We start from the raw sequence: 25,401 nt of genomic DNA, 5'->3' as shown, positions 1-25,401 counted from the left end.
AGAGCGGTATGTCATGCTCGGGCTCGGCCCGAGCATCTCTTTCCGGAGATTCTGGGGTCTGCGCTTCGCATCGCCCGGGAATGACAATGCTGCGCGCCGCTGCGGCCCTGGTTTTGTTGCTCTGGTGCAGCCTCGTATTCGCCGCGGATCCGAACTACCCGGCGCTTACGGGCCGGGTCGTCGACGGCGCCAATCTGCTTGCGCCCGATGTCCGGCAGCGCATCGAGGACAAGCTCAAGGCGCATGAAGACAAGACCTCCGATCAGGTCGTCGTCGCGACGGTGCCGTCGCTTCAGGACGTACCGATCGAGGATTTCGCCAACGGGCTCTTCCGGCATTGGAAGCTCGGCGAGAAAGCCAAGAACAACGGCGTGCTGCTGATCGTCGCGCCGAAGGAGCGCAAGGTCCGAATCGAAGTCGGCTACGGCCTGGAAGGGGCGCTGACCGACGCGCTCTCCAAGGTCATCATCACGACCGCCATCGCGCCGAAATTCAAGAGCGGCGATTTCGCCGGAGGGATCGATGCCGGGGTCGATGCCATCCTGACCATTCTGGCTGGGGATGCCGAGGAATGGCAGCGGCGCGCCGAGGTTCGCTCGGACGAGAGCTCATTGGGCGAGGACATCGCCGTCATCATCGCGATGATCTTCATCTTCCTGTTCATCGTCGCTTTCCTGCGGGGGATCAGCCAGCAGAACGGCGGAGCGCGGCGCCACCGGCTGCGCAACGGGCAATGGGTGATCCTGCCTCCGAGCACGGGCTCAGGATCAGGCTGGAGCGGCGGTTCCGGCTGGGGTGGCGGCGGAGGCGGCTGGAGCTCGGGCGGCGGCTTTTCGGGCGGCGGAGGCTCCTCTGGCGGCGGCGGGGCTTCGGGAGATTGGTGATGGATACCGCTGACAGGGATGCGATCGCGGAGGCCGTGCGCCGGGCCGAATTGCTGACGGCAGGCGAGATCGTGGTGGTGATCGACCGGGCGGCTTCGAGCTACCGCAACGTGCCGGTGGTCATGGCACTCACGCTCGCGCTGTTCGTGCCATGGCCGCTGCTGTCGCTGACGGCGATGAGCGCGCAGCGAATCTTCATGATTCAACTCTTCTGCGCAGCCCTGCTTCTGGCAGGGCTCCTCTGGTACGGGCGCGGCGGGCGTTTTGTGCCGGGCTTCGTCAAGCGCCGGCGGGCGCACGAAGCGGCACTGCGGGAGTTCACGGCGCGTGGCATGACGCGGACGAGGGGGCGCACCGGCGTGCTGCTCTATATCGCGCTGCAGGAGCGCTACGCCGAGATTCTCGCCGATATCGGGATCGACGGGCTCGTGGACCAGGGCACCTGGAGCGGCATCATCGAGCCGCTGTTGGCGGCGGCGCGCGAGGATAGGCTGACCGAGGGGCTGATCAAGGCGGTCGATGGTGTCGGTGCAGTTCTCGCACAGCATGTCCCGCCGGTTCCCGGCGACGTCGACGAGCTGTCGAACAAGGTCATCCTGCTCTGAGACTCTGCCGCGGCGGCAAGTTCAGCGTGTCGCCGGGCCCTTGGCGGCGGCCAGAATCGCGCCCGGCATCACATAGCCGTGCTTGCCCGGCCGGTCGGCCTGGATGACGACGACATAGCCATCGGCTTCGGGCGCCTGCGTGGCGGCCAACGGGGCGGTGATGGTCGCCTCCTGCCCGTTCCAGTCACCGACACGCACCATGCCGCGCACCACATTGGCGTAGGTCAGCGTCTTGCCCTGGTTTTCACCGCGCGTGATGGGCACCGTCGCCTGATGCGAGATGGGTAGAACCCAGACACCGGAGACCTCGTCGCTCGCGGCGCCGGTCGGCGCGATCTTGATCTGGAGGTTGCCGTTCTCCTCCTTGAGCGCAAGCTTCGCGGCGAAGCCGGTGACGGCGAACTGGTTCACCGCCTTCTCGATCTCCGCTTTCTCCGAGCCTACCGCATGGGAGGAGCCGCTGATGACGATTTGCGGCGTGTAGACCTGCCCATCGCCACGGGCCTTGGCATAGAGCTTCTGGCGCTTCGCGAAGGAGTCCTTGCCGAGCGTGTCCTTCCAGCCGAGATAGTCCCAATACGTCACCGGCATCGTCAGCGCGATCAGCGTCGGGTCCTTGGCCAGCTCGAGGACCAGCGCATCGGCGGGTGGGCAGGATGAGCAGCCCTGGCTGGTAAAGAGCTCGAGCACCGCCCGCGGCACCTTCGTCCCCGTCTGCGCGAGGGCCGCCGTCATGCCCAATACAAGGACGGCAGCAGCCACGGTGGATCGGCGCAGGACAGGGACCATGATCTCGACTTTGAAGATGACTTATTTTCCGAAGGTTACCAAAGCCAGCAATTCATCGCAGAGGGAAATCACGTTGCCTTGAAAACGGGCATGGTCGCGCGGGCGTGATCGAACTCGGCCAAGGCGGCAGCCGTGATCATCTTGGGCCGCCAGCGGCGGTGCATCCAGAGCCATTGCTCGGGGTGCTCGCGCACCCAGCCTTCGACCACCGCCGTCATCATGGCCATGGCGCCCCGCACATCGATCTCGCCCGCGGCGTCGCGCGGCAGGTCGAGCGGCGGTGTCAACTCCAGCCGGAAGCGGTGGTTCGGCAAGCGGATGACGCGGACGCCATGCACCGGGCACTCGAAGCGTCGCGCGAACTTGCCCATGATCGGATTGGTCAATGCCGGGCGTCCGAAGAACGGTACGACGACGCCCCGGGTGAAATGCTGGTCGATCAGCATGCCGAGATGCCCGCCCTTCTCGAGGACGCCCTGCATGGCGAAGGCTGCTCCCTGCTTGGCGGCGGCGAGGCCGCCCATCGCGCCGGAGCGGATTTCGTGCACGACAGCGGCGATGGCGGGGTCGTTGGGCGCGCGAAAGACGGCGGTCGTATCGAGATCGTAAGCGGCGGCGCAGATCGCCGGCAATTCCCAATTCGCCAGATGGGTCGAGAAGATCAGGCCGGGCTTGCCATCCTCCCTGAGCGCAACGAAGTGCTCGATCCCCTCGACCTCGATGCGCGAAGGCTTGTCCGGATTATCGTAGTCGTAGTCGAAGAGCGTCTTCAGATGAGCGTATTCGCCGGCGACGCGGCCGAGATTCTCCCAGGCTCCGCGTGCGATGCGCTTCACCTCCGCCTCGTCCTTTTCAGGAAAAGCTGCGCGGATATTGGCTAGCGCGACGCGGTTGACCGGGATCAGCGGGCTCACGGTCCGCAGCAGCCAGCCGCCGAGGTCGCTGGCGCGATCCGGCCCGAGCAGCCGCAGGAACCCGAACAGCGCGCGGATCACGCCAATCATGATCGCCGCGCCGATGCGCGCGGCGATTGCTTTCAATCGTCTCAAGGTCGGTCCAGCCCCAGAGCATGTCCGCGCTTCTTCGCAACGCGGACAGGCCCTGTCCTTTTGTTTTGTCGCATTTTCTTCACGCGAACCGGTATCCACTTCGCTCGAAAATGCTCTAACTCGCCCGTGCCGAGAGCAAGACCGGGCCTGAAAGGCGCGATCTGGGGCAGGAATGCGCTGGCGTCAAGTCTTGCGGCAGGCAGGCCGCTCCGCTCAGAAGGCGATGACGACCTTGCCGAAGACCTTACGGCCCTCGATGCGGGCGAGACCTTTCTCGAATTCGGCGAGGGGGAAGACCGAATCGATCACCGGCTTCATGCCGCCSGCCATCTTCTGCAAGGACTGCGCGATGTTCTCGATGCGGCAGCCGAAGGAGCCGGTGATCCGGTATTGCTGCTGGAAGAGCTGCATCAGATTGATCGTCGCCGAGGGGCCGGAAGTCGCGCCGCAGGTGACGAGCCTGCCACCGCGCTTGAGGCAGAGCAGCGAGCCGTTCCAGGTGTCGGCGCCGACATGCTCGAAGACGACGTCCACGCCCTTGCGGCCGGTGAGCTTGCGCACGACGCCCTCGAAGCGGTCCTCGCGGTAGTTGATGACGTGGTCGGCGCCGAGTGCCTTGGCCTTGGCGCCCTTCTCGTCGTCGCCGACGGTCGTGTAGACCGTGCAGCCGATCGCCTTGGCCATCAGGATCGCCGCGGTGCCGATGCCGGAACCGCCGGCATGGACGAGCACCGACTCGCCCGGCTCCAGTTTCGCATTGTCGAACAGCATGTGTTGCACGGTGCCGAAGCCGATCGGCGCGCATGCGGCATCCTCGAAGGAGACGCCCTTCGGCGCCTTGATCGTCAGGCGAGCCGGACGATTGAGCAACTCACGGGCGAAGCCGTCGATATGGAAACCCATAATGCCGGCGACGTTCTCGCAGAGATTGTCGCGGCCCTCGCGGCAGGCCTTGCACTGACCGCAGGTGTCGGCGCCATAAGCCGTCACGACGTCGCCCGGCGCGAAGCCGGTGACGCCCTCGCCGACGCAGACGATCTCGCCGGCCGCCTCGACGCCCGCCGCCTGCGGCATCTTGCGCTTGGCGAAGGCCATGCCGCGGAAGCCCCAGAGGTCGAGATAGTTCAGCCCGACCGCCTTGATGCGGATCTGGACCTCGCCCGGAGCGGGCGGCGGTGGCGGCTCGATCTCCTCGAGGCGGAGGTCACGATCACCATGGAGCTGGAGGGAGCGCATGAGGCGAACTCTTTCAGATCTGATCCGGCCATTGCCGGGAGGTGTGCATGACAGCGAGGATTTCGACCCGGCCGTCGCGTACGCGGTAAGGAAGAATGTAGGGCGTGCCGGTCACAACAAGTTCGCGGCTCTCATCGACGCGCCCCGACCTGCCCATGTGAGGCTGCTCGCCGAGCTGGTTACCCGCCCTCCTGAGGCGGCGCACCAGGGCCAAAGCGGCGGAGGCGCTGATCGGCGCGACATAGTCGGCGATTTCATCAAGCTCGACCCGCGCTCGGGCCGTCCAGATGACTCTCATCGCCCGGCATCGATCATGGCTTGCAGTTTGGCTTCGATCGCGTCGAGCTCTTCCTCGGTCGCGAACTCGCCGCGATCCGCTTCGGCGATCCCTTCCTTGATTCTCGCGATCTGCCACGCGTTCAGCGCGACATAGTCCTCGATCGCCTTGGTCGCGAGCCAGCTCCGCGAGCGGTCGGTGTCGGCGGCGAGCGCGTCGAGCTTGGCCAAGGTCTCGTCGTCGAGGCGAATGGTGAAGGCAGCCGTCATGTCGGTTCACTCCGGTTCGAAGTGAACCCTATCATGAGATGCCGTTTCGGTCGATTCAGCGATGAACGCCAAGCTGGGCGGTCAGTCCGCCGTCGATCGGCAGCACCGTGCCGCTGATATAGGCGGCGGGCTCGCTCATCAGGAAGGCGGCGAGGCCCGCAACCTCTTCGGGCTTGGCGAAGCGCCCGGCCGGGATCTGCGCCTGCATCTTGTCGCGATAGGCGGCGTAGGGCGCCATCATGTCGGTGTCGACGAAGCCCGGCGCGATGATGTTGACGGTGACGCCGCGCTTGCCGGTCTCCACCGCCAGGGTCTTGGCGTAAGAAATCAACGCACCCTTGGAGGCAGCATAGGCTGCGTTGCCCGGATTGCCACGCAGCGCCGCTACCGAGCCGATGGCGACGATGCGGCCCGCCCTCGCGCGGATCATGTTGCGCATCAGGCTCTTGGCGATGCGGGTGAAGGCCCAGAAATTGACCTGCATCGCCGCTTCCGCCTTGTCCTGCGCCATCATCGCGGCGAGGGAATCATAGGGCTGGCCGGCGTTGTGGACGAGGCCGAAATAGCTCTCGCCCTCGCGCGCTTCACAGAACGCGTCGAGTGCGGCCTTGTCGGAGAGGTCGAGCGGCAGCGCCTTCACGGCTCGGCCGGGATGGGCGGCGGCGATCTCCTCCGCCAGCGCCTTCGCCTGCTCGGCCGAGGAGCGGAAGGTGAAATCGACATCGTGGCCGGCCGCGGCGAGCGCGCGCACGATCGCGGCGCCGACGCCCTTGGCGCCGCCGGTGACGAGAACTTTTGTCATGAGAGAGCCTGGGTCATGCCGCCTCCGGAGGCGCCGTAAGCACGAGGCAGGTGTTCTGGCCGCCGAAGCCGAAGGAGTTGGAGAGAACCGTCTTCACCTTGGCCTTGCGGGCCTCGTTGGGCACGACATCCAGCGCGATGGCGGGGTCGGGGTTCGCGTAGTTGATCGTCGGCGGGATCGTGCCATTGGCGATGGTCAGGAACGAGATCACCGCCTCGACCGCGCCAGCCGCCGTCAGCGTGTGGCCGATCATGGACTTGTTCGAGGAGATCGGCAGCTCGGCCATGCGCTCGCCGAAGACGGCGGCGCAGCTCATCGCCTCCATCTTGTCGTTTTCGGGCGTCGAGGTGCCGTGGGCGTTGATGTAATCGACGTCATCGGGCGTCAGCCCGGCATCGGCCAGCGCATCCCGCATGGCGAGGATGGCGGGCTTGCCGTCCGGGCTGGAGCGGGTGCGATGGAAGCCGTCGCCGCGCTCGCCGCAACCGGCGACGATGCCGAGGATGGTGGCGCCGCGCGCCAGAGCATGGTCGTAATCCTCCAGCACCAGTGCACCGGCGCCCTCGCCCATGACGAAGCCGTCGCGGTTCTTCGAGAAGGGCTTGGCGGCGCCTTCCGGCGGGTCATTCTGGGTCGAAAGGGCCGAGAGCAGCGAGAAGCGGATCAGCGCTTCCGCATGGATCGAGCCGTCGGTGCCGATGCAGAGCGCAGTTTCAGTCTCGCCGCGGCGGATGGCCTCGACGCCCATCTGAATCGCGGTCGCCCCAGAGGAGCAGGCCGTCGAGAGCGAGATCGGCGAACCCTTGGTGCCGAAGCGGTCGGCGATATGGTCGGCGACACCACCGAAGACGAAGAGTTCGTGCATGGGCGCGAATTTGCGGGTCGCGGCAGCACGCAGCAGGGCGTCATAGTCGACCTCGCCATCGACGGTCTCGGCGAGTTCCTGCTTCTGCGGCCATTCCATCTCGACGGGTGGGACCGCCATGAACAGCTCGCCGGGAAATTCGCCGTCCTGGCCGAGGCCGCTCTGGCCGACAGCTTCCTCGGCAGCCAGCGTCGCAAGCTTCTCGGAGAGTTGCGGCGCGGTGAAGGGACCGTCGAACAGGAAATCGACGGTGCCGCCGATGGTGGTGCGCAGCCCTTCGGTCGGGAAGCGCTCGATGCGGTGGATGCCGGATTTGCCGGCGGTCAGAGCCTGCCAGTTGGCGTCCTTGCCCTGGCCCAGTGACGTCACGACACCGAGGCCGGTGACGGCGACGAGCGGGCGGCCCTTGGCATCACGATGCGTGGTCATGGCTTCAATCTCTCACGCTTGGACCAGATGCGCGGCGCCTTCGCCACGCCAGTGGCCGGCGCCGGTGACGATCGCCTCTTTCGCCTGCCCCGCCGACAGGGCGATTGCCGCCAACGCCACGGAAACAGGGAAGGCGGCCTCGACGCCATGGCCGACGAGATCGCCGACGGCGATGCGCTTGGCGGAAGGGGCGGCCGCCTGCAAGGCAGCGGCCTCCTCGGCGGTGATGCCGGCGCAGCCGGTCGCGGCGGAGATGGCGAGGCTGTCCGGGCCGATCGCGCCGAAGGCACTTACGAGCTTCGTCAAGGCGGATTCGACGGTGCCCGGCGCGCGGCGGCTGCGGGCGGCGCCGGCATGGCCGAGCCGGGCGTGTATCTTGGCGTCCCGCGCGGCGGCGCGCTCGGCCGATTCCAGCACGAGGAAGGCGCCGGCGCTGCCGGTGATCAGGCCCGGCGCCTCCTCGCGCTCGAACACGGGCGCGAAGTTGTTGCGGCGGAGATAGCCACCGAGTTCGAAGAGCAGCAGCATGTCACGGCGCTCGGCATTGTAGGCGCCGCCGACGAGCATCAGGTCGGACTGGCCGGAGGCGATGCGGGCATGCGCCGTGCGGATCGCGTCGACGCCGGCCTGTTCCTCGCCCATGAACGTGCGCGACGGACCGGTGATGCCATGGACGATGCCGATGTTGCCGGCGAGCAGGTTGGAGAGCTGGGCCAGGAAGAGCGTGGGCCTGAGATCGCTCATCAGGTGCTCGTTGAGATAGGCGCCCGGCTCGTTCGCGCCGCGCAGACCGCTGAGGATGGCGGAATCGACGGCGTGGTCGCGCTCGCCGCCGCCGGCCGCGACGATGACCTGCAGGGCGCTCTTGGCCTCGGCATCCTCCTTCAGCCCCGCCGAGTCGAGGGCGAGCCCGGCGGCATAGACGCCGAGGCGCTGCCAGGGCTCCATCTGGCGCTGGTCGGATTTCTTCGGGATCTGCTTGTCCAGCTCCAGCGCCATCAGCGGGTGGACCGGATAAGGTTTGAAAGTCTCGGTGTCGACGACCGGCGGACCGCCGGCTGCGAGCGCTGCAGCATGAGCTTCGACGCCTTCGCCCAGGCTGGAGGCGATGCCGATGCCGGTGATGACCACGTCGCGGCGGTTCATGGGGCAGGCTCCGGCGTCAGGCCGATGGCTTCGATGCGGCTAAGCATCAGCGTGCGCATATCGGCGGGAAAGGGCATCAGACGGAAGCGGAGCTCGGCATCGCAGATCGGCTTGCCGCCGCTGGTCAGCTTCGCTTTGGTTGCCGCATAGCCCGAGCCTTCGATGATGAGTTCGGCGCTGGCTTCCAGCTCCGTGTTCGGCTCGACGAAGGTGCGGAAGCGCGCCTTGTCGACCGTCATCAGGAACGGCATCTGGCTGAGCCCGTTGAGGCCAAGCAGCAGATAGCCCGAGGCCTGCGCCATGGTTTCCGTCAGCAGGACGCCGGGCACCAGCGGGTGGCCCGGAAAGTGGCCCTCGAAGACCGGGCTTTCCGCGGGGACGGTGGAGCGCGTGACGATGCGCTTCTGCGACGGATCGAAGGTCACGACCCGGTCGATCATGTCGAAATATTCGAGGCGCATGCGATCCTTGGTCTGCTGGGCGCCAGAACGGCGCAAGGCCGCAGCACGGATCAGCTGATCCGCGCGACGGCCCCTATGCTCTATCGGGAGCGACGCTTCGGCTCAAGCCCGGCAAGCCTGCTGGCTCCGACCGAGGCTTTCACGCTTTCGTCGTCACGCCTTCTTGGCGGCGACGAGGTCGTCGATGCGCTTGCAGAGGTTCTCCAGCACGAAATACTGCTCGGCCGGGGCTTTGCCCTCGTTGACTTCCTGCGTCCACTGTTCGAGCGGCAGTTTGATGCCGAACGCCTTGTCGATCGCGAAGGCGATGTCGAGGAAGGCGAGGGAATCGATGCCGAGGTCTTCGATCGCGTGGCTCCGCGGTGTAATCTTCTCGCGCGGAATATCGCAGGTTTCGGAAATGATGCCGGCGACCGTCTCGAACGTGGCGGACATGCTGCGGGTGCTCCCGTCTGTTGTCGGTGATGGCGGACGACATCCGAGCGCGGGATTGTCGCCTGCGCTTGCCCCTAGTCGCCACCGAGGATGACTGAAATGCCCCCTTACACTGCGGCGGGCGCGAGGACAACCGGGGCCGGCCCTCAATGCATCATGGCCGGCTTGCGCCGGCCATGACCTGCTTCGGTGCTGCTATCCAGCTCAGGCGGCGAGGCCGCGCAGGACGTAGTGCAGGATGCCGGCGTTCTTGAAGTAGTCGATCTCGTCCAGCGTATCGATGCGGCAGAGGATCGGCACCTTCTTCACCGTGCCGTCGGCATAGGTGATCTCGGCTTCCATCATCTGGCGCGGCTTGACGTTGGCCAGGCCCTTGATGCTGACGAGCTCATCGCCCTTGAGGTCGAGCGAGGCCCAGCTGGTGCCTTCCGCCAGTGTGAAGGGCACGACGCCCATGCCGACCAGATTCGAGCGGTGGATGCGCTCGAAGCTCTGSGCGATCACCGCCTTGACGCCGAGCAGGTTCGTGCCCTTCGCGGCCCAGTCGCGCGAGGAGCCGTTGCCGTATTCGACGCCGGCGAAGATGACGAGCGGGACGTTCTCCTGCTTGTACTTCATTGCCGCGTCATAGATCGGCAGCTCTTCCTTCGACGGGTAGTGGATGGTGTAGCCGCCCTCGCGGCCGTTCGGGCCGAGCATGTGGTTGCGGATGCGGATGTTGGCGAAGGTGCCCCGCATCATCACCTCATGGTTGCCGCGGCGCGTGCCGTACTGGTTGAAGTCGGCGACCGCGACGCCGTTCTCCGTCAGATACTGACCGGCGGGCGAAGCAGCCTTGATCGAACCGGCCGGGGAGATGTGGTCGGTGGTGATCTTGTCGCCGAACAGGCCGAGTATGCGGGCACCGGCGATGTCGGTGACGGGGTCCGGCTTCTGGTGCATGCCCTGGAAATAGGGCGGGTTCTGCACATAGGTCGAATCATCGTCCCAGGCATAGGTCTCGCTCTTGGGCGCGTCGACCGCCTGCCAATGGGCATCGCCCTTGAAGACGTCGGCGTATTTGGCCTCGAAGATCGCGCGGGTGACGTTCTGCTGGATGAAGTCCTGGATCTCCTTGTTGGAGGGCCAGATGTCCTTCAGATAGACGTCCTTGCCGTCCGAGCCCTGTCCCAGCGGCTGCGTCGTCAGGTCCATCTGGACCGAACCGGCGAGCGCGTAGGCGACGACCAGCGGCGGCGATGCCAGGTAGTTCGCCTGCACGTCCGGCGAGACGCGGCCCTCAAAGTTGCGGTTGCCGGAGATGACGGCGCCGGCAATCAGGCCCTTCTCGTTGATCGTCTTGGAGATCGGCGCCGGCAGCGGGCCGGAATTGCCGATGCAGGTGGTGCAGCCGAAGCCGACCAGATTGAAGCCGAGCGCGTCGAGATCGCCTTGCAGGCCGGCCTTGGCCAGATACTCCGCCACGACCTGCGATCCCGGCGCCAGCGAGGTCTTCACCCAGGGCTTGACCTTGAGGCCCTTGGCGACCGCATTGCGGGCGAGCAGGCCGGCCGCCATCAGCACCGAGGGGTTCGAGGTGTTGGTGCAGGAGGTGATGGCTGCGATGACGACGTCGCCATGCCCGAGATCGAAGTCCTCACCCTCGACCTCGACGCGGCGCGAGAGTTCGCCGCCCTTCTTGTAGTCGGTCTCCATCGCGGCGGCGAAGCCGGCCTTGACGGCGGAGAGATCGACGCGCCCTTCGGGGCGCTTCGGACCGGCCATCGAGGGCTGGACCGTCGAAAGATCGAGCTCGAGCGTGTCGGTGAAGACCGGATCGGCGGTTTCGCGGGTAGCGAAGAGGCCTTGCGCCTTGCTGTAGGCCTCGACCAGCGCGATGCGCTCCGACTTGCGGCCGGTGGTGGTGAGATAGTCCAGCGTCTCTGCATCGACCGGGAAGAAGCCGCAGGTCGCGCCATATTCCGGGCCCATATTCGCGATGGTCGCGCGGTCGGCCAGCGTCAGGTTGTAGAGGCCGGGGCCGAAGAACTCGACGAACTTGCCGACGACGCCCTTCTTGCGCAGCATCTGGGTGACGGTCAGCACGAGRTCGGTSGCGGTGATGCCTTCCTTGAGTGCGCCGGTSAGCTTGAAGCCGATSACCTCSGGCAGMAGCATSGACTGCGGCTGGCCGAGCATCGCGGCTTCCGCCTCGATGCCGCCGACGCCCCAGCCGAGCACGGCGAGGCCGTTGACCATGGTGGTGTGCGAATCGGTGCCGACGAGCGTGTCGGGATAGGCGACCTCGACCTCGACGCCGTCGATCGTCTCGTTACAGGTCCAGACGGTCTGGGCGAGGTATTCGAGATTGACCTGGTGGCAGATGCCGGTGCCGGGCGGCACGACGCGGAAATTGTCGAAGGCGCCCTGGCCCCATTTCAGGAACTTGTAGCGCTCGGCGTTGCGCTCATATTCCAGCTCGACGTTCTTGGCGAAGGCCTTGGGCGAACCGAACTCGTCGACGATGACGGAGTGGTCGATGACCAGATCGACCGGAACCAGCGGATTGATCTTCTGCGCATCGCCGCCGAGCGCCTTGACGCCATCGCGCATCGCGGCGAGGTCGACGACCGCCGGAACGCCGGTGAAGTCCTGCATCAGCACGCGGGCCGGGCGGAAGCCGATCTCCTTGCCGGCCTTGCCCTTGTCGTCGAGCCAGCCGACGAAATTCTCGATGTCGGTCTTGGTGACCGAGCGGCCGTCCTCGAAGCGCAGCAGGTTCTCGAGCAGCACCTTCATCGAGAAGGGCAGCTTCGAAATGCCGGGCAGGCCGTTTTTCTCGGCATCGGGGAGGGAATAATAGGTGTAGGTCTTGCCGCCGGCGGTGAGCGTCTTGCGGGCTTTGAAGGAGTCGAGCGAGGCCATGTCGGGCTTGATCCTGATCAAGGGGTTGCGGTCACGACCGGCAAGTCTTCAAGGGTTTCTGCCCTTGCGGACGGCGCCGTTCGAAGGCCTAATGCGCATGACGCGCGCGCCGCCTCGGGAGTGCCCGAGCCCCGCGCCGGATCGGCGTGCGGCGTAGCCGCGGGTTCTATAGAGCAATTCCAAGAAGCGCGCTAGATGAACGAGATGTGGTCGAACCTATCGTCGGCAGCGCTGCCTTGACTCAAATTTCATTCCCGCCGACGCGCCTCTTCGCCGAGAATCTCGCCTGCCGCCGCGGTGGCAGGCTGATCTTCGAAGCGCTGAGCTTCGACCTCGGATCCGGCGAGGCGATCGCCCTGACCGGTCGCAACGGCGCCGGCAAGTCGAGCCTCCTCGCCATGCTGTGCGGCCGGCTGCAGCCGGATGGCGGCGTGATCCGGCTCGAAGGGGGCGAGGATGACGCCCATCTTGCCGAGGTTTCGCATCTGGTCGGTCATCGCGACGGGCTGAAGACGGCGCTGACAGCGCGGGAAAATCTTACCTTTGCGCAGTCCATCCTCGGTGATGCCGCTCTCTCACCGGAAGGCGCGCTGGCTGTGGTCGGGCTTGCCCATGCAGCGGAACTGCCGGTGGGCTACCTCTCGGCCGGGCAGAGGCGGCGGGTGGCGCTGGCGCGCCTCCTGGTTTCGCGCCGTCCCTATTGGCTGCTCGACGAGCCGATGTCGGCGCTCGATACCGCCTCCCAGGCCATGCTCGCCGGGCTGATGCGCGATCATCTAGTGGCGGGCGGCGCGATCCTCGCTGCGACGCATGGCCCTCTCGGTCTCGGTGGGGCACGCGAACTCAGGATCGGGCCATGAGCCGGGCTTTCATCGCGATCCTGAAGCGGGATCTCGCCCTGGCGTCGCGCGCCGGTGGCGGAGGAGAATTGGCGCTCGTCTTCTTCCTCACGCTCGTCGTGCTCGTGCCGTTCGCGCTCGGGCCGGATCTCAACCTGCTCTCGCGGATCGGCCCCGCAATCCTGTGGCTCGGCGCGCTCCTTTCGGTGCTGATAGGGCTCGACCGGTTGTTCCAGAGCGATGAGGAGGACGGCTCGCTCGATCTGATCCGGGCTTCGCGCCTGCCGCTCGAACTCGCCGTGCTGGCCAAGGGGCTGGCGCATTGGCTGACGACCGGCCTGCCGCTGGCGCTGGTTTCGCCGCTGCTCGGCCTGCTGGTGGCGTTGCCGGGCGAGGGCGTGCTGCCACTGGTCGCGACGCTGCTGGTCGGCACGCCGGCGCTCAGCTTTATCGGGGCGGGCGGAGCGGCTCTGGCGGCGAGCATCAAGCGCGGTGGGCTGATCGTGCCGGTGCTGGTCGCGCCGCTGACGGTGCCGGTGTTGATTTTCGGGGTTTCGGCCGCCAATGCGGCCGTTGGCGGCACGGTGCCGTTCCTGACACCGTTCCTGATTCTGTGTGCGATCTCGCTGGCAGCCATCGTCGTGGGGACGATCGCCGCGGCCGCGGCCCTGCGTCAGGCCGATTGAATGCTGCCGCCTCTGGCTCCGCCGAGCTCGACCGCACAGCCGCATTGCGCGGCGAGGCGCGCGACCGTGGCGACAATAGCGTCGAGATCGACCTCGCCGGTGTCGTGCCGGCTGCGAATCTCTTCGGCTGTGGCGTATAGATCGATGACGAGGGACTGGCTGGCTTTCGAGCGGATCGCCTGCTCGACTTCGCGCTGGACCTCGTCGGATAGCTGAAGCCGCATCTTCATCCCCCGCATCCAGAAAGGCAGGCTAGAGGATCGGTCTGGGGCTTGCAAGCAGCGAGGGCAAAAACTGCAACCGCTTCAATGCGATAACTATTAGCCGGCATCGGTCAACGGGCACCTCTCAAGGCACAATTCTGGGCACGATCGGAATTCCGCCGGTTCGACAAGGGTTTGGATCGAGGGGCGCCACCGCTCACACGCGCAGCTTCGTGATGTCGCAGCCGGGCTCGGGCGCATTGCTTGGAACGGGTCGAGATTGCTAAAAGCTCCGATCATGGCACCTGCGCCCCGGATGACCCCGCCAGAACGATGGCCAGCCTGATCGACCTCGCCAATCCGACGCGCTTCATGCGCTTTTCGGCCGTGCTGCTGCCCTGGCTGGCGGCCGCGGCCGCGCTGCTCATCGTCGCCGGCCTCTATCTCGCCTGGCAGGCACCGGCAGATTACCAGCAAGGCGAGACGATCCGGATCATGTTCATCCATGTCCCGGCCGCCTGGCTCGCCATGATGTTCTACTCGATGATGGCGCTCTCGGCGCTTGGCACATTGGTCTGGCGCCATCCTCTGGCCGATGTCGCCCAGAAGGCGGCGGCACCGGTCGGGGCCTGCTTCGCGCTGGTCTGCCTGATCACCGGCGCGCTCTGGGGCAAGCCGATGTGGGGCACCTACTGGGTGTGGGACGCGCGGCTGACCTCGGTGCTGGTGCTGCTGCTGATCTATCTCGGCATCATCGCGCTCTGGCGCGTGCTGGACGAGCCGTCGCGGGCGGCGCGTGCCGTGGCGATCCTCACCCTCGTCGGCTTCGTCAACGTGCCGATCATCAAGTTCTCGGTCGACTGGTGGAACACGCTGCACCAACCGGCTTCGGTGCTCCGCATGGGGGGGCCGACGATCCACCCATCCATGCTCTGGCCGCTGCTGATCCTGGCCGTTGGATTCACGCTCTTCGCCCTCGCGCTACATATGCTGGCGATGCGGGCCGAGATCATGCGCCGGCGGGTGCGGACGCTGACGATCCTGGAAGCAGAGCGGCTCGACAGACTCGCGGTGCAGGGATTGCCGGCATGAACGTGCTTGTCGAAAGCATCGGCCCGCATGCCGGCTTCATCCTCGCCGCTTACGCGGCGGCTGCGCTCATCCTGATCGGGCTGACGCTCGCGACCCTGCGCGATCACCGCGCCCAGAAGCAGGCGCTCGATGCGCTGGAGCGTCGCGGCGCCGGCCGCCGCTCTGGCCGGGAGACGTCATGAGCCAGATCGAAACCGCGCCGCGGCGGCGTTCACCGCTGCTTTTCCTGGTGCCGCTGATGATCTTTGGCGCGCTCGCCATCATCTTCGGCATCGGGCTGTTTTCGGGCGATACGAGCAAGGTGCCGTCGGCGCTGATAGGCCGCCTCGCGCCGGCGATCACGCTCGCGCCGCTGGAAGGGCTGCAGCGCGACGGCCAGCCGGTTCCGGCTTTCGGCAATGCCGATCTCGCTGGCGGACGGACGACGCTGGTCAATGTCTTTGCGAGCTGGTGTGCGCCCTGCCGGGTCGAGCATCCCGTGCTGATGGGCCTTGCCGAGACCGATGCGGTGAAGCAGGGCAAGGTCGCGCTGGTCGGGATGAACTACAAGGACGAGGCCGAGAATGCTCGCCGGTTCCTCGGCGCGCTCGGCAATCCGTTCTCCGCCGTCGGTGTCGATCGCGCCGGTCGGTCGGCGATCGAGTGGGGCGTCTATGGCGTGCCCGAGACCTTCGTCATCGGGCCGGACGGGCACATCCTTGAGAAACATGTCGGCCCGCTCGATCAGCAGGCCGCAGCCAAGCTGCTGCAGCGGGCGCTGAAGGCGCGGTGACCCGAGCGTCTGCTGCCGACAAGGGCGTTCTATCCTGAAAGAGATTCTCGGGTCTGCGCTGCGCTTCGCCCGAGAATGACGCGCTTCAGGCCGCGCGCTTGGAACCGACGAGGCTTTCGAACAGGCCGCGTCCATCGGTGCCGCCGACCAGCGAATCGATCAGGTTCTCCGGATGCGGCATCAGGCCGAGAACGTTGAAGCCGGGCGAATAGATGCCCGCGATGTTGTTGAGCGAGCCGTTCGGATTGGCTTCGGGCGTGACATTTCCCTGCGCATCCGCATAGCGGAAGGCGACGAGGCCTTCGCCTTCGAGGCGGGCCAGCGTCTGCGCGTCGGCGATATAGTTGCCCTCGCCATGAGCAATGCAGACGTCGATCGCCTGCCCCTGCGCATAGGCGCGAGTGTAGGGCGTGTCGCTGCGCTCGACCTTGAGGTGCTGGCGCTTGCAGACGAACTTCAGATTGGCGTTGCGCACGAGGATGCCGGGCAGGAGCCCGGCTTCGCAGGCGATCTGGAAGCCGTTGCAGATGCCGAGGACATAGCCGCCGCGGGCGGCATGCGCGCGAGTTGCGTCCATGATGTGGGCGCGGCCGGCGATGGCGCCGGTGCGCAGATAGTCACCATAGGAGAAGCCGCCCGGCAGCACGACGAGATCGATACCCTCAGGCAGCTCGGTATCGCCATGCCAGACATGGGTGACTTCGGCGCCGGCCTGCTTCAGCGCCTTGGCGACGTCGCCGTCACGGTTGGAGCCCGGAAAGGTGATGACGGCGGCCTTCATGGGTCAGGCTCCGATCTCGACGCGGTAGTTCTCGATCACCGTATTGGCGAGCAGCTTCTCGCAGGCGGCTTTGAGCGACGCTTCGGCCGCCGCCTTGTCGGAGCCGGCGAGCTCGATGTCGAAAACCTTGCCCTGGCGCACGGAGCCGACGCCGTCGATGCCGAGCGACTTCAGGGCGCCTTCGATCGCCTTGCCCTGCGGATCGAGCACGCCGTTCTTCAGGGTGACGGTGACGCGGGCTTTCATGAGGTTCTCCGGACGAGATTTGTTGCGGGTGCCTTAGAGCATGTTCCGCAAAAGTGGAAACCACTTTTGCGATCAGGACATGCTCAGCCTATTGGTTTTGCGCGAATTGCCTTCGTTCGGCTGATACCAGCCGAACGGAAAGCGCGCGGAAGAATCGCGGCCGGCTCAACCATTTCCCGCCGTTTCACGTGAATCAGCGGCTGCGCCAGGCGGCCTCGGCGTCCCGCCGCGCGGCTTCGGCCGTGTCGCTGACGCCAAGGGCCACCACGAGTCGGTTCGCTTCCCGGCCGTAGAGAATGGCGGTGACGGCCTGGCGCCCCGGCGTATCCAGCGAGCGGATCGTGACGAGGATGCCGCGTGCCTCGGCCGAATCGAAACGTGCGACATCGGTCGCGCTGCGGGGCGCCTTCGGCTCGGCATTCTTTTTCGGGTTCCGCTGTGCCTTGCGGCGTTCGGCGGCCTTCGCCGCCGCCTGCCGGGCGAAAGCTTCTCCGAGGCGTGCGGGGCTTTCAGAGAGAGCCCGTTCCATGTCGCGGGCCTGCTCACCTTCCAGCGCAATGACCGCGGCAAAACCCTGCTGGACGCAGGATTCGCGCGGACAGAAGACCATGGCGCGGGCTTCGAGGCCCTCGTTCAGCACCCAGGAGCCGATCGGCAGCCGGTGCCAGCCCGCCGATGCGGGCAGCTCGGCGATCCCGGCGCCGAACTGGTTTGCACAGCCGGCGAGCAGGAGAGCGCCGGCGGCGAAAAGGGCCGTGACATGAAAACGGGAGCGCATGCGCTCCCGTTTCGTAGGCGATAATGGCGGAGCGATGGCGCTCACTGCACCAGGCGCGGGCCGGTCGGGCCGGGATTCTCGTTCTCGCCCAAAATGCCGAGGCGGCGGGCGACCTCCGAATAGGCCTCGATCAGGCCGCCCATGTCACGGCGGAAGCGGTCCTTGTCCATCTTGTCCTTGGACTTGATGTCCCAGAGCCGGCAGGAATCCGGGCTGATCTCGTCGGCGACGACGATGCGCATCATCTCGCCTTCCCAGAGGCGGCCGGTCTCCATCTTGAAATCGACGAGGCGGATGCCGGCGCCGAGGAAGAGGCCGGAGAGGAAGTCATTGACGCGGATGGCCAGCGCCATGATGTCGTCGATCTCCTGCGGAGTCGCCCAGCCGAAGGCGGTGATGTGCTCTTCGGAGACCATCGGGTCACTSAGCGCRTCGTTCTTGTARTAGAACTCGATGATCGAGCGCGGCAGCTGCGTGCCTTCCTCGAGACCCAGGCGGGTCGCGAGCGAGCCGGCGGCGATATTGCGCACGACGACTTCGAGCGGGATGATCTCGACCTCGCGGATCAGCTGCTCGCGCATGTTCAGCCGGCGGATGAAATGCGTGGGCACGCCGATGTCGTTCAGGTTGGAGAAGATGTGCTCGGAAATACGGTTGTTGAGCACGCCCTTGCCGTCGATCACTTCATGCTTCTTGGCATTGAAGGCGGTGGCGTCGTCCTTGAARTGCTGGATSAGCGTACCGGGCTCSGGTCCTTCATAGAGGACCTTCGCCTTGCCTTCGTAAATGCGACGGCGGCGATTCATSGGGATGTACCGTGGCTTGAGGAAATCCAAAGGTTGCCCTTCTCTGGACGCGATGAGGTCGCGGCGGGATCTTGGCCCCTGATCTTGTCGGTCCTGCCACAGCCCGGCGATCCGGTCGGGATCGATCTTCGAGCCGGCGCAGGCGCCAGTAGTGCACGGGATGCCCGAGGGCACCCATGCGCCTGCTATATGGAGCCTCCCGGCCGTAAACGCAACAAAACGCCTTTCGGCCGCGCAAGAAGGCTTAAGCGAGGCTGAATCGGAGCGATCAGGCTGGCTCTCGGCGCCCCGACATCCTATATGATCCAGCAGTGCTAATTCCCGCCCGCGAGAGGACATGGACGCCGCATGACGACCTTCGATCAGCGCAAGGACGCCTTCGAGAACAAGTTCGCCCATGACGAGGAGCTGCGCTTCAAGGCAACTGCCCGGCGCAACAAGCTGCTCGGGTTCTGGGCGGCGGAGAAGCTCGGCAAGAGCGGCGCGGACGCCGAGGCCTATGCCAAGTCCGTCGTCGTCGCCGATTTCGAGGAAGCCGGCGACGAGGATGTGGTTCGCAAGGTCAAGAACGATTTCGCGCTCGCCAACATCAATGCGTCCGACGCCGAGATCCGCCGCGTGATGACCGAGCTGTTCCTGAAGGCCGCCGAGGATATCCAGGCCGGGCGCTGACGCATCCCGGCAGACGCAGGACGTCTCTGAAACGGGCGCATGGGCGCCCGTTTGCATTTCCGGGCCGGCCGGGTCCAACGTGCGGAAGCCTCGCGCCGTCCAAAGTGCGGGCCTTGAAACGGATGAACGCACCATGGCCAAGCCCACCGTCCTCTCCTCCCTCGCCGATCGTTTCGCCAAGGGCGACAGCATCGTCTCGGCCTGGTGCGGGCTGCCCGATCCCTCGATTTCGGCGATTCTGGCGCAGGAGGATTTCGACGCGATCACGCTCGACATGCAGCATGGGCCGATCACGCTGGGCGAGGTCATCCGCGCGATCCCGCTGATCAATGCCGCGGGCAAGCCGGCGATCGCGCGCATTCCGGTCGGCGAATTCCAGAACGTCTCGAAGCTGTTCGATTCCGGCGTCTCCGGCGTCATCGCGCCGATGATCAACACCATGGAAGACGCGCGGCGCTTTGCGGCCTACGCCAAATATCCGCCGATGGGCGAGCGCAGCTGGGGCAGCTATGGCGGCCTCGGCGCCTCCGGTCTCGACCAGAACAGCTATCTCAAGGCCGCCAACGGGTTCTCACTGACATTCGCGATGATCGAGACGCGTGAGGCGATGGCGATCGTCGACGATATCCTGGCGCTGGACGGCATCGATGCGCTGTTCGTCGGTCCCTCCGACCTGTCGATCGCGCTGTCCGGCGGCGCGCAGGTCGATGCCACCGCCCGCGAAGTCGACGAGGCGCTGAAGCATGTCGTGGCGCGCGCTTCCGCCGTGAACAAGCCGGTCGCGCTCTATGCGGCGACGGCCGAGCGGGCCAGGCAAGGTCTCGCCATGGGCGCGCGCATGGTGACGGTGATGAGCGATTCGACGCTGCTGCGGGCGGCGGCGCAGACGGCGCTCAAGATCGTGCGCAGCTAGAGCCCGTCTGAAAGCTCCCGGCCCTCATGCTGAGGAGGCCCGCGAGGGCCGTCTCGAAGGATGGGGCTCGCGGAGCTGCCAAACGGCTTCTTGGCCAGTTCAGGCGTTGATGCCCTCGCGGCGCTTCAGGATGGCGTAGTAGGCCCAGAGCAGCCGCGCGGCGACGCCGCGCCATGGCCGCCAAGCCTCGGCCATAACCTGCAGCTCTGCCGCTTTCGGCCGCTCGGTGAGGCCGAAAGCGTGCCGGGCGGCTTCCTGGATCGCGAGATCGCCGGCGGCGAAGCCGTCGCGATGGCCAAGGCAGAACAGCAGATAGACATCGGCCGTCCAGGGGCCGATGCCGGAGATCGCGGTCATCTGCGTGTGGACCCCCTCAGGCGTCGCCTGTTCGAGGGCCTCGAAAACGAAACGTTTCTCGACGAGCGCCGCGGAAAGCGCCAGCAAGGTGCGCTGCTTCGGCCGCGATAGACCGGAAAGGCGCATGTCGTCGTCGGTGGCGGCGAGCATGCGCTCCGGCGTCAGCGGGACGAAGACGCTCTCGAAGCGATTCCAGACCGCGCGCGCGCTGGCGACCGACAATTGCTGTGAGACGATGATCGAGGCGAGGCCAACGAAACCGCCTTCGCGCAGCCTCAGTGGCGGCAGTCCGGTGCGCTCGACGATGGCTTGCCAATGCGGATGCAGGGCAGCCAGCGCAGCCATACCTTCTTCGAGATCGCTGTCGCAGGTGATTCGTTCGGTCATCGCATGAGCATTGATGAAGCAGGAGCCCGCCTGCGTCAGCAGCAGTGCTTGCTGCTTGGCGGGCAGCACCAGGCCTCCTAGACAAGAACGATGGCGTTCATACCACCCGATTCCCGCAAGCCGGTCTTCCGTTTCGCGCCAAGTCCGAACGGGCGGCTGCATCTCGGCCATGCGCTCTCGGCCTTGGCCAACGAGTCACTGGCCGAAAGGATCGGTGGGCGCCTTCTTCTGCGGATCGAGGATATCGACCTCACCCGCTCGCGGCCGGAGTTCGTCACGGGGATCGTCGCGGATCTCGATTGGCTCGGAATCCCGTTCGAACCGGATATCCGCAGGCAGTCCGAGCATTTCAACGATTACGCGGCGGCTCTCGGTGCCTTGCAGGAACGCGGGCTGGTCTATCCCTGCTTCTGCTCGCGGCAGGACATTCGCGCCGAGGTGGCTCAGCGCGAGGTCGAAACGGGGCGGCCCTGGCCAGTGGATCCCGATGGGGCACCGCTCTATCCCGGTCACTGCAGGACGCTTGAACCGGATGAGGCGACGCGGCGCATCACGGCCGGCGAGCCGCATGTGCTGCGTCTCGATATGGCCAAGGCTCTGGCGATCACCGGCAACGAGCTGAGCTATACGGTTTTCGACGGCGAAGGCGGTATCCGGATCGTCTCGGCCCGGCCCGAACGCTGGGGCGACGTCGTGCTTGCCCGCAAGGACGTGCCGACGAGCTATCATCTCGCCGTTGTCGTCGACGATGCCTTGCAGGACGTGACGCATGTCGTGCGCGGCCACGACCTCGAAGCAGCGACCGATATCCATGTCGTGCTCCAGCACCTGCTCGGGCTGCCGACGCCGCTCTATCATTTCCATCGCCTGGTGCTCGACGAGGACGGACGCAAGCTCGCCAAGAGCCGGCTCTCGGAGAGCCTGGCGGAACTCAGGGCGAAGGGGGCCCGCCCGGCCGATATTCGCCGGCAACTGGGCTTCGCTTGAGCCCTAGCCAACGCCGAGGAACGTCAACCAGGCAGCGGTCGTGAACAGCGAGAGCAAGGTCGAGAGCGTGATTGCGCTCGAGGCGTCGGCCACGCCCTGCCGGTAGCGTTCGGCGAAGAGATAGGCATTGATCCCGCAGGGGCACGCCGCAAACAGCACCGCGACGCCCGACCAATGGGGGGGCATGTCGAAGATTTTCGTCGCGAGCCAGTAGACCAGGAGCGGGTGCAGCCCGAGCTTCAATCCGCTCAGCACGGTCGGCAGGGCAAGCCCCGATTCCAGCCCGTAGCGACGCATGGCGATGCCGAGGCTGATCAACGCGCAGGGTACGGCAGCACCGGCGAGCAGATCGACCAGTGTCCAGGCCGGCTCCGGAATCTGGCAGACGAAGGGGCGCACGGCCGAGCCGAGCAGGATGCCGACGATGATCGGATGGGTGAAGAGCCGCTTGATCAATTGCGGAATCGAGGCGGAACGGCCTTCGGCCAGGAGCGTCGCCACGGTCATCGTGACGGGCAGGTGAATGGCGAGCAGCAGACCCAGCGGAACGGCGCCGGCGTCGCCGTAAGCCTTCAGGATCATCGGTACGCCGACGAAGACCGTGTTCGACTGGGCGGCGGCGAAGCCTGAAACCACCAGCTCCGGCCCTTTCCGGGCGAAGAACTTGCTCGCGATGAGCATGGCCAAGGCCCAGACCACGGCGAGCCCCGCGAAATAGGCGATCCAGTAGCCCCAGGGCTGGGTCGCGGGGATGTCGGCCTTGGCGAGCGTGCGGAACAGCAGGCAGGGAACCGCCAGCACGAAGACGAAATCCGACAGGCCTTCGCCGGTCGTCTCACGCAGCAGCCTCGACCAGCGCGCGAAATAGCCGAGGCCGATCAGCCCGAAGACGGGCAGGACGACGAGGAAAGAGGCGAGCATCGGCCGGGGACCCGCGTGACGAGAGAAAGCGCCTGTTCAGGCGGTGTCGCCTCGGGGCAGCTCTGTCAAGCGTCAGATGCCTATCGGCGCCCCAATCGCCGAGCCGTCATGCGTTCAGCGCAATTGAGCGACTGCTCCGCCCGCCTTCTCGATCAGCCCGCGAATTTCATCGCGCTGGCGTTTGAATTCGGTGAGCATCGGCCCCTGCAATTCGCGCCCGCGCGGCACGCGAATCTTCAACGGATTGACGAAGTTTCCGTTGACCAGCACCTCGTAGTGCAAATGCGGTCCTGTGGAGAGGCCGGTCGAGCCGAGATAACCGATGACCTGGCCCTGGCGGACCTTGGCGCCCGGTACAATGCCGGAAGCGAAGTTCGATTGGTGCGAATAGGTGGTGACGTATCCGTTGGCGTGCTGGATCTCGGTGTGCTTGCCGTAGCCGGAAGACCAGCCGGCCTTGGTGACGACGCCATTGCCGGCGGCAAGGATCGGGGTGCCGATCCGATTGGCCCAGTCGATGCCGGTATGCATCTTCGAATAGCGCATGATCGGGTGGTAGCGCATGCCGAAGCCGGAGCGCAGCTCGCCGTCGGCAATCGGCTTGCGCAGCAGGAACTTCTTCAGCGACTTCCCTTCTTCGTCAAAATATTCGATCAGCCCATCTTCGGGGGACTGGTAGCGGAAGACCCGGCGGCTTTCACCGTTCACGGTCAGGGTTGCGGAGAGAATCTCGCCGCGCTCGCCCTCGTCATCCTCAGTGAAGATCACTTCCAGATTGTCGCCGGCATGGACGCGCTGCTGGAAGTCGAGATCATAAGAGAAAATCCGCACGAGCTCGTCGATCAGCGGGCGCGGCAGGTCGTGCCGCGCCCCGGTCTCGTAGAGGCTTTCATAGAGGCGGGCGCCGCCGGTGCCCTCATCTTCGTCCTCCTCCTCCGTCTCCTGCCGTTGCGGCCGCTGGAGGGCAAGATTCTGACGGGGCAGATCGACCGTGACGTAGGCGCCCTTGTCGTTCATCGCGATCGTGCCGTCCGGCTGTCCGTTGCTCAGCAGCGAGACTCGCATGATCTGGCGGCCGTCGCCCGGACGGGGGCCTGGTGCGTAGAGCACCTGCAGAACCTGGCCGTCGGGAAGGGCTGTCGTCCGAACCTTGCCGCCAAAGGCCGTCATCATCGCCCGGACCTGATCTGGCGTCGCGCCGGCGCCGCGCAGTGCCTGCTCGAAATTCTCGCCGCGCTTGGCCATCACCAGCTTGTCCTCGACAAGCGGCTCGCGGGAGGCAGGGATCGGCGTCTTCGGTGCGTTGGTCACGTTCTCCGGGACGACGCGAACCTCGATGCCGGAGAAGCGCGTATCTGTTGCCGGCGCATAGGCAAGGATGTCGCCGCTGCCGGCGGTCGCGCCGGTCAGGGTGCGGCTGAGCATCAGCTGTGGCGGAATCGGCAGGGCGCGCTGGCGGCCGGAGTTTGCCAGATTGGCACGCTCCTCTTCGACCTGGGAGATGATGTCGTTGTCGCTCAGCTGCGGCTTGCCGGCGGGGGTGACGATGTCGCCGAGGTCGCGTTTGACGATGGTGACGTCGGCGTCAGGCATGTCCTGGGCCGGCTCGGCATAGCGCTCTTCCGGCTGGCCGCCTTCCGCGAAAAGCCGCAGCGGATTGAAGGGCGGGATATTGCTCGCGTAGACGCCGGTGGTGAGGGAGAGGTCGGATGCCAGCCGCACGAAGGGGCGGACGCGGATGACTTCGCGGTTCCCGACCTTCTGCGACATCGGCGCCCTCAGCGTATGGCGCGCCGACATGATCGGCTGGTCGGCGACGAGCTTGTCGGCCTTGCGGGCCCCGCCGCCTTCACCCGCGGCCGACGAGCTACGCACGGCCACGGTTTCGGGCTGCTCCGGGTAGCTGGTGTCGCCACGCATCGCGACGAGTATCGCGGCACCAAGCAGCGCCGCGCCGCAAGAGCCGACGAGCGCGCAGGCGAAAAGCCATCGCAGCGAGACACCGCGCCGATCGAGCGGCTGCTGACGGGATTCGGCGGGCTGGATCGGCGGCTCGATCCCGAGATCGACCAGCAGAGCCGCAGCCTCGGGGGCAAGCGGTTCGACTGGCTGAGCGAACTCGGGATGGGCGTTCATATCGTGCGGGCTGCTTCTTGCGGGCGGTTCTGCGTGCGGGGTGCTGGATACCTCGGTGGCGTGCTCCGCCGCGGCGAAGAAGCCTTGAGCGCAATCTGACGAAAGCGCGCAAGACCATGCCCGTGCCGGAAGCGGGAATCAATCCGTCCAGCCATGGGCTGCCTCCTGTGCGGAGAGATTGCGGCTGTTTTGGGAAGCGCAGCGAATATGGTGCGACACAGCTCGCGCGTGAGCGCAAGCAAGCGCATTCGCGATGCCTTGTCACGATAGGCGGCCTCAGGACACGCCTGCTGGTTGTGGCCGCATGGGCCGGTCCGACTTTCACCTGGCGGCGGGAGGCGCTCTCGTTGTCGATCCGGACCGAGGCCGAAAGCCCGATGCTCGCGACACCGAAACAGGGCACGGTGGCGAGCCCCGGCCAGGTGTCCGAAAGGCCGCGAAAATGGTTCGTCTTGCGGGCTCGGAAAAAGAAATGCGCTCCGTCAAAAAAACTTCATGAGCGTGTTGACATGCGTTCTGGGGGTGGCCTATAAGCCACCCATCGAGACGGCGCCGCCGCTGAGCGGCGCCTCTTCTGCGCTTCCTAAGGACGCTGGGGCTGAGGCCGGTTCGCCGGGTGAGGTTCTGTCGGTTTTGTTGAAGCCCTGCTGTTTGAAAATTGAAGACAGAAAGAG

The 25,401-nt window shown here is 66.0% G+C and carries 29 protein-coding genes; 10 read left to right on the top strand and 19 right to left on the bottom strand.

Annotated elements, in window-relative coordinates; genetic code table 11:
• Window positions 1-86: 86 nt before the first annotated feature.
• Both AC1DEZ_RS25495 and AC1DEZ_RS25490 read left to right on the top strand, forming a co-directional pair.
• Window positions 87-884, top strand: coding sequence for a TPM domain-containing protein (locus AC1DEZ_RS25495; protein ID WP_476781036.1), 798 nt, complete (start codon window positions 87-89; stop codon window positions 882-884).
• Window positions 884-1,489 (top strand): TPM domain-containing protein, encoded by a 606-nt coding sequence (locus AC1DEZ_RS25490; RefSeq protein ID WP_476781035.1) that lies wholly within the window; start codon window positions 884-886, stop codon window positions 1,487-1,489. Before AC1DEZ_RS25495 ends, AC1DEZ_RS25490 begins: the two co-directional genes overlap by 1 nt.
• Before the next feature lie 21 nt (window positions 1,490-1,510).
• Here the strand turns inward: AC1DEZ_RS25490 and AC1DEZ_RS25485 are convergent, their stop codons facing one another.
• From AC1DEZ_RS25485 to acnA, 11 genes are all read right to left on the bottom strand, one after another.
• Window positions 1,511-2,251: a DUF1223 domain-containing protein gene (locus AC1DEZ_RS25485; RefSeq protein WP_476781034.1), complete on the bottom strand. Its 741-nt coding sequence runs from the start codon at window positions 2,249-2,251 to the stop codon at window positions 1,511-1,513.
• 95 nt (window positions 2,252-2,346) lie between these two features.
• On the bottom strand, window positions 2,347-3,282 hold the full coding sequence (locus AC1DEZ_RS25480) for a lipid A biosynthesis lauroyl acyltransferase (RefSeq protein ID WP_476781052.1): 936 nt from the start codon (window positions 3,280-3,282) through the stop codon (window positions 2,347-2,349).
• A gap of 258 nt (window positions 3,283-3,540) precedes the next feature.
• A complete protein-coding gene (locus tag AC1DEZ_RS25475; protein WP_476781033.1) occupies window positions 3,541-4,563 on the bottom strand; it encodes a zinc-binding dehydrogenase in 1,023 nt (340 codons plus the stop codon).
• Window positions 4,564-4,576: 13 nt separating this feature from the next.
• A complete protein-coding gene (locus AC1DEZ_RS25470; RefSeq protein WP_441514286.1) occupies window positions 4,577-4,861 on the bottom strand; it encodes a type II toxin-antitoxin system RelE/ParE family toxin in 285 nt (94 codons plus the stop codon).
• Window positions 4,858-5,109 (bottom strand): CopG family ribbon-helix-helix protein, encoded by a 252-nt coding sequence (locus tag AC1DEZ_RS25465; RefSeq protein ID WP_441514287.1) that lies wholly within the window; start codon window positions 5,107-5,109, stop codon window positions 4,858-4,860. The genes AC1DEZ_RS25470 and AC1DEZ_RS25465 overlap by 4 nt, the downstream gene beginning before the upstream one ends.
• 55 nt (window positions 5,110-5,164) lie before the next feature.
• Window positions 5,165-5,911, bottom strand: a complete 747-nt coding sequence (locus tag AC1DEZ_RS25460; RefSeq protein ID WP_476781032.1) for an SDR family oxidoreductase — start codon at window positions 5,909-5,911, stop codon at window positions 5,165-5,167.
• Window positions 5,912-5,924: 13 nt separating this feature from the next.
• Entirely contained in the window at window positions 5,925-7,205 is a 1,281-nt protein-coding gene (locus AC1DEZ_RS25455; protein ID WP_476781031.1) for a beta-ketoacyl-ACP synthase, read from the bottom strand.
• 12 nt (window positions 7,206-7,217) lie between these two features.
• Window positions 7,218-8,351: a beta-ketoacyl-ACP synthase gene (locus tag AC1DEZ_RS25450; RefSeq protein WP_476781030.1), complete on the bottom strand. Its 1,134-nt coding sequence runs from the start codon at window positions 8,349-8,351 to the stop codon at window positions 7,218-7,220.
• Complete coding sequence (locus AC1DEZ_RS25445) at window positions 8,348-8,812, bottom strand: 3-hydroxyacyl-ACP dehydratase FabZ family protein (protein ID WP_441514310.1); 465 nt, start codon at window positions 8,810-8,812, stop codon at window positions 8,348-8,350. Before AC1DEZ_RS25445 ends, AC1DEZ_RS25450 begins: the two co-directional genes overlap by 4 nt.
• A gap of 153 nt (window positions 8,813-8,965) precedes the next feature.
• Complete coding sequence (locus tag AC1DEZ_RS25440; protein WP_476781029.1) at window positions 8,966-9,247, bottom strand: acyl carrier protein; 282 nt, start codon at window positions 9,245-9,247, stop codon at window positions 8,966-8,968.
• A gap of 204 nt (window positions 9,248-9,451) precedes the next feature.
• Window positions 9,452-12,151 carry an aconitate hydratase AcnA gene (gene acnA / locus AC1DEZ_RS25435; RefSeq protein ID WP_476781028.1) on the bottom strand — a complete coding sequence of 900 codons (2,700 nt, stop codon included), beginning with the start codon at window positions 12,149-12,151 and terminating at the stop codon, window positions 9,452-9,454.
• A 236-nt stretch (window positions 12,152-12,387) separates the two neighbouring features.
• On the opposite strand from acnA, the gene ccmA reads away from it, so the two are divergent.
• Complete coding sequence (gene ccmA / locus AC1DEZ_RS25430; protein ID WP_476781027.1) at window positions 12,388-13,011, top strand: heme ABC exporter ATP-binding protein CcmA; 624 nt, start codon at window positions 12,388-12,390, stop codon at window positions 13,009-13,011.
• Complete coding sequence (gene ccmB, locus AC1DEZ_RS25425; protein WP_476781026.1) at window positions 13,008-13,676, top strand: heme exporter protein CcmB; 669 nt, start codon at window positions 13,008-13,010, stop codon at window positions 13,674-13,676. The genes ccmA and ccmB overlap by 4 nt, the downstream gene beginning before the upstream one ends.
• On the opposite strand, the gene AC1DEZ_RS25420 is transcribed toward ccmB, so the two are convergent.
• Complete coding sequence (locus tag AC1DEZ_RS25420; protein ID WP_441514294.1) at window positions 13,664-13,906, bottom strand: hypothetical protein; 243 nt, start codon at window positions 13,904-13,906, stop codon at window positions 13,664-13,666. The two genes, ccmB and AC1DEZ_RS25420, sit on opposite strands and share 13 nt — an antisense overlap.
• A gap of 306 nt (window positions 13,907-14,212) precedes the next feature.
• Between AC1DEZ_RS25420 and AC1DEZ_RS25415 the strand changes: the two genes are divergently transcribed.
• From AC1DEZ_RS25415 to AC1DEZ_RS25405, 3 genes are read left to right on the top strand one after another with little or no spacing between them, the layout of a single operon-like run.
• Window positions 14,213-14,971, top strand: a complete 759-nt coding sequence (locus AC1DEZ_RS25415) for a heme ABC transporter permease (RefSeq protein ID WP_441514295.1) — start codon at window positions 14,213-14,215, stop codon at window positions 14,969-14,971.
• Window positions 14,968-15,153 (top strand): heme exporter protein CcmD, encoded by a 186-nt coding sequence (ccmD, locus tag AC1DEZ_RS25410; protein WP_441514296.1) that lies wholly within the window; start codon window positions 14,968-14,970, stop codon window positions 15,151-15,153. Before AC1DEZ_RS25415 ends, ccmD begins: the two co-directional genes overlap by 4 nt.
• Entirely contained in the window at window positions 15,150-15,743 is a 594-nt protein-coding gene (locus AC1DEZ_RS25405) for a DsbE family thiol:disulfide interchange protein (protein ID WP_441514297.1), read from the top strand. The genes ccmD and AC1DEZ_RS25405 overlap by 4 nt, the downstream gene beginning before the upstream one ends.
• A gap of 85 nt (window positions 15,744-15,828) precedes the next feature.
• Here the strand turns inward: AC1DEZ_RS25405 and purQ are convergent, their stop codons facing one another.
• The 4 genes from purQ to purC form a co-directional block, all read right to left on the bottom strand.
• Entirely contained in the window at window positions 15,829-16,524 is a 696-nt protein-coding gene (purQ, locus tag AC1DEZ_RS25400; protein ID WP_476781025.1) for a phosphoribosylformylglycinamidine synthase subunit PurQ, read from the bottom strand.
• Between the two features lie 3 nt (window positions 16,525-16,527).
• Complete coding sequence (purS, locus tag AC1DEZ_RS25395) at window positions 16,528-16,770, bottom strand: phosphoribosylformylglycinamidine synthase subunit PurS (protein WP_441514299.1); 243 nt, start codon at window positions 16,768-16,770, stop codon at window positions 16,528-16,530.
• 193 nt (window positions 16,771-16,963) lie between these two features.
• Window positions 16,964-17,548: a hypothetical protein gene (locus AC1DEZ_RS25390; protein ID WP_441514300.1), complete on the bottom strand. Its 585-nt coding sequence runs from the start codon at window positions 17,546-17,548 to the stop codon at window positions 16,964-16,966.
• Window positions 17,549-17,589: 41 nt separating this feature from the next.
• Window positions 17,590-18,384: a phosphoribosylaminoimidazolesuccinocarboxamide synthase gene (purC, locus tag AC1DEZ_RS25385; RefSeq protein ID WP_265056972.1), complete on the bottom strand. Its 795-nt coding sequence runs from the start codon at window positions 18,382-18,384 to the stop codon at window positions 17,590-17,592.
• A 318-nt stretch (window positions 18,385-18,702) separates the two neighbouring features.
• On the opposite strand from purC, the gene AC1DEZ_RS25380 reads away from it, so the two are divergent.
• Window positions 18,703-19,026 carry a DUF1476 domain-containing protein gene (locus tag AC1DEZ_RS25380; RefSeq protein ID WP_441514301.1) on the top strand — a complete coding sequence of 108 codons (324 nt, stop codon included), beginning with the start codon at window positions 18,703-18,705 and terminating at the stop codon, window positions 19,024-19,026.
• Window positions 19,027-19,159: 133 nt separating this feature from the next.
• Entirely contained in the window at window positions 19,160-19,939 is a 780-nt protein-coding gene (locus AC1DEZ_RS25375; RefSeq protein WP_441514302.1) for an HpcH/HpaI aldolase family protein, read from the top strand.
• 99 nt (window positions 19,940-20,038) lie between these two features.
• Here AC1DEZ_RS25375 and AC1DEZ_RS25370 read toward each other — a convergent pair whose 3' ends face one another.
• Window positions 20,039-20,683, bottom strand: coding sequence for a DNA-3-methyladenine glycosylase family protein (locus AC1DEZ_RS25370; protein ID WP_476781051.1), 645 nt, complete (start codon window positions 20,681-20,683; stop codon window positions 20,039-20,041).
• A gap of 90 nt (window positions 20,684-20,773) precedes the next feature.
• Between AC1DEZ_RS25370 and gluQRS the strand changes: the two genes are divergently transcribed.
• Window positions 20,774-21,670: a tRNA glutamyl-Q(34) synthetase GluQRS gene (gluQRS, locus tag AC1DEZ_RS25365; RefSeq protein WP_476781024.1), complete on the top strand. Its 897-nt coding sequence runs from the start codon at window positions 20,774-20,776 to the stop codon at window positions 21,668-21,670.
• A 3-nt stretch (window positions 21,671-21,673) separates the two neighbouring features.
• Here the strand turns inward: gluQRS and AC1DEZ_RS25360 are convergent, their stop codons facing one another.
• Together AC1DEZ_RS25360 and AC1DEZ_RS25355 are read right to left on the bottom strand one after the other, a co-directional pair.
• Window positions 21,674-22,591 carry an AEC family transporter gene (locus tag AC1DEZ_RS25360; protein ID WP_476781023.1) on the bottom strand — a complete coding sequence of 306 codons (918 nt, stop codon included), beginning with the start codon at window positions 22,589-22,591 and terminating at the stop codon, window positions 21,674-21,676.
• Window positions 22,592-22,705: 114 nt separating this feature from the next.
• The gene (locus AC1DEZ_RS25355) at window positions 22,706-24,727 is read right to left on the bottom strand and encodes a peptidoglycan DD-metalloendopeptidase family protein (RefSeq protein WP_476781022.1); all 2,022 of its coding nucleotides are present in this window, start codon (window positions 24,725-24,727) and stop codon (window positions 22,706-22,708) included.
• Between the last annotated feature and the right edge of the window lie 674 nt (window positions 24,728-25,401).

This window comes from Allobosea sp. 10L422 (assembly GCF_056395345.1).
The sequence above is the reverse complement of the archived record's forward strand: the minus strand, read 5'-3'. Positions and strand labels throughout refer to the sequence as shown.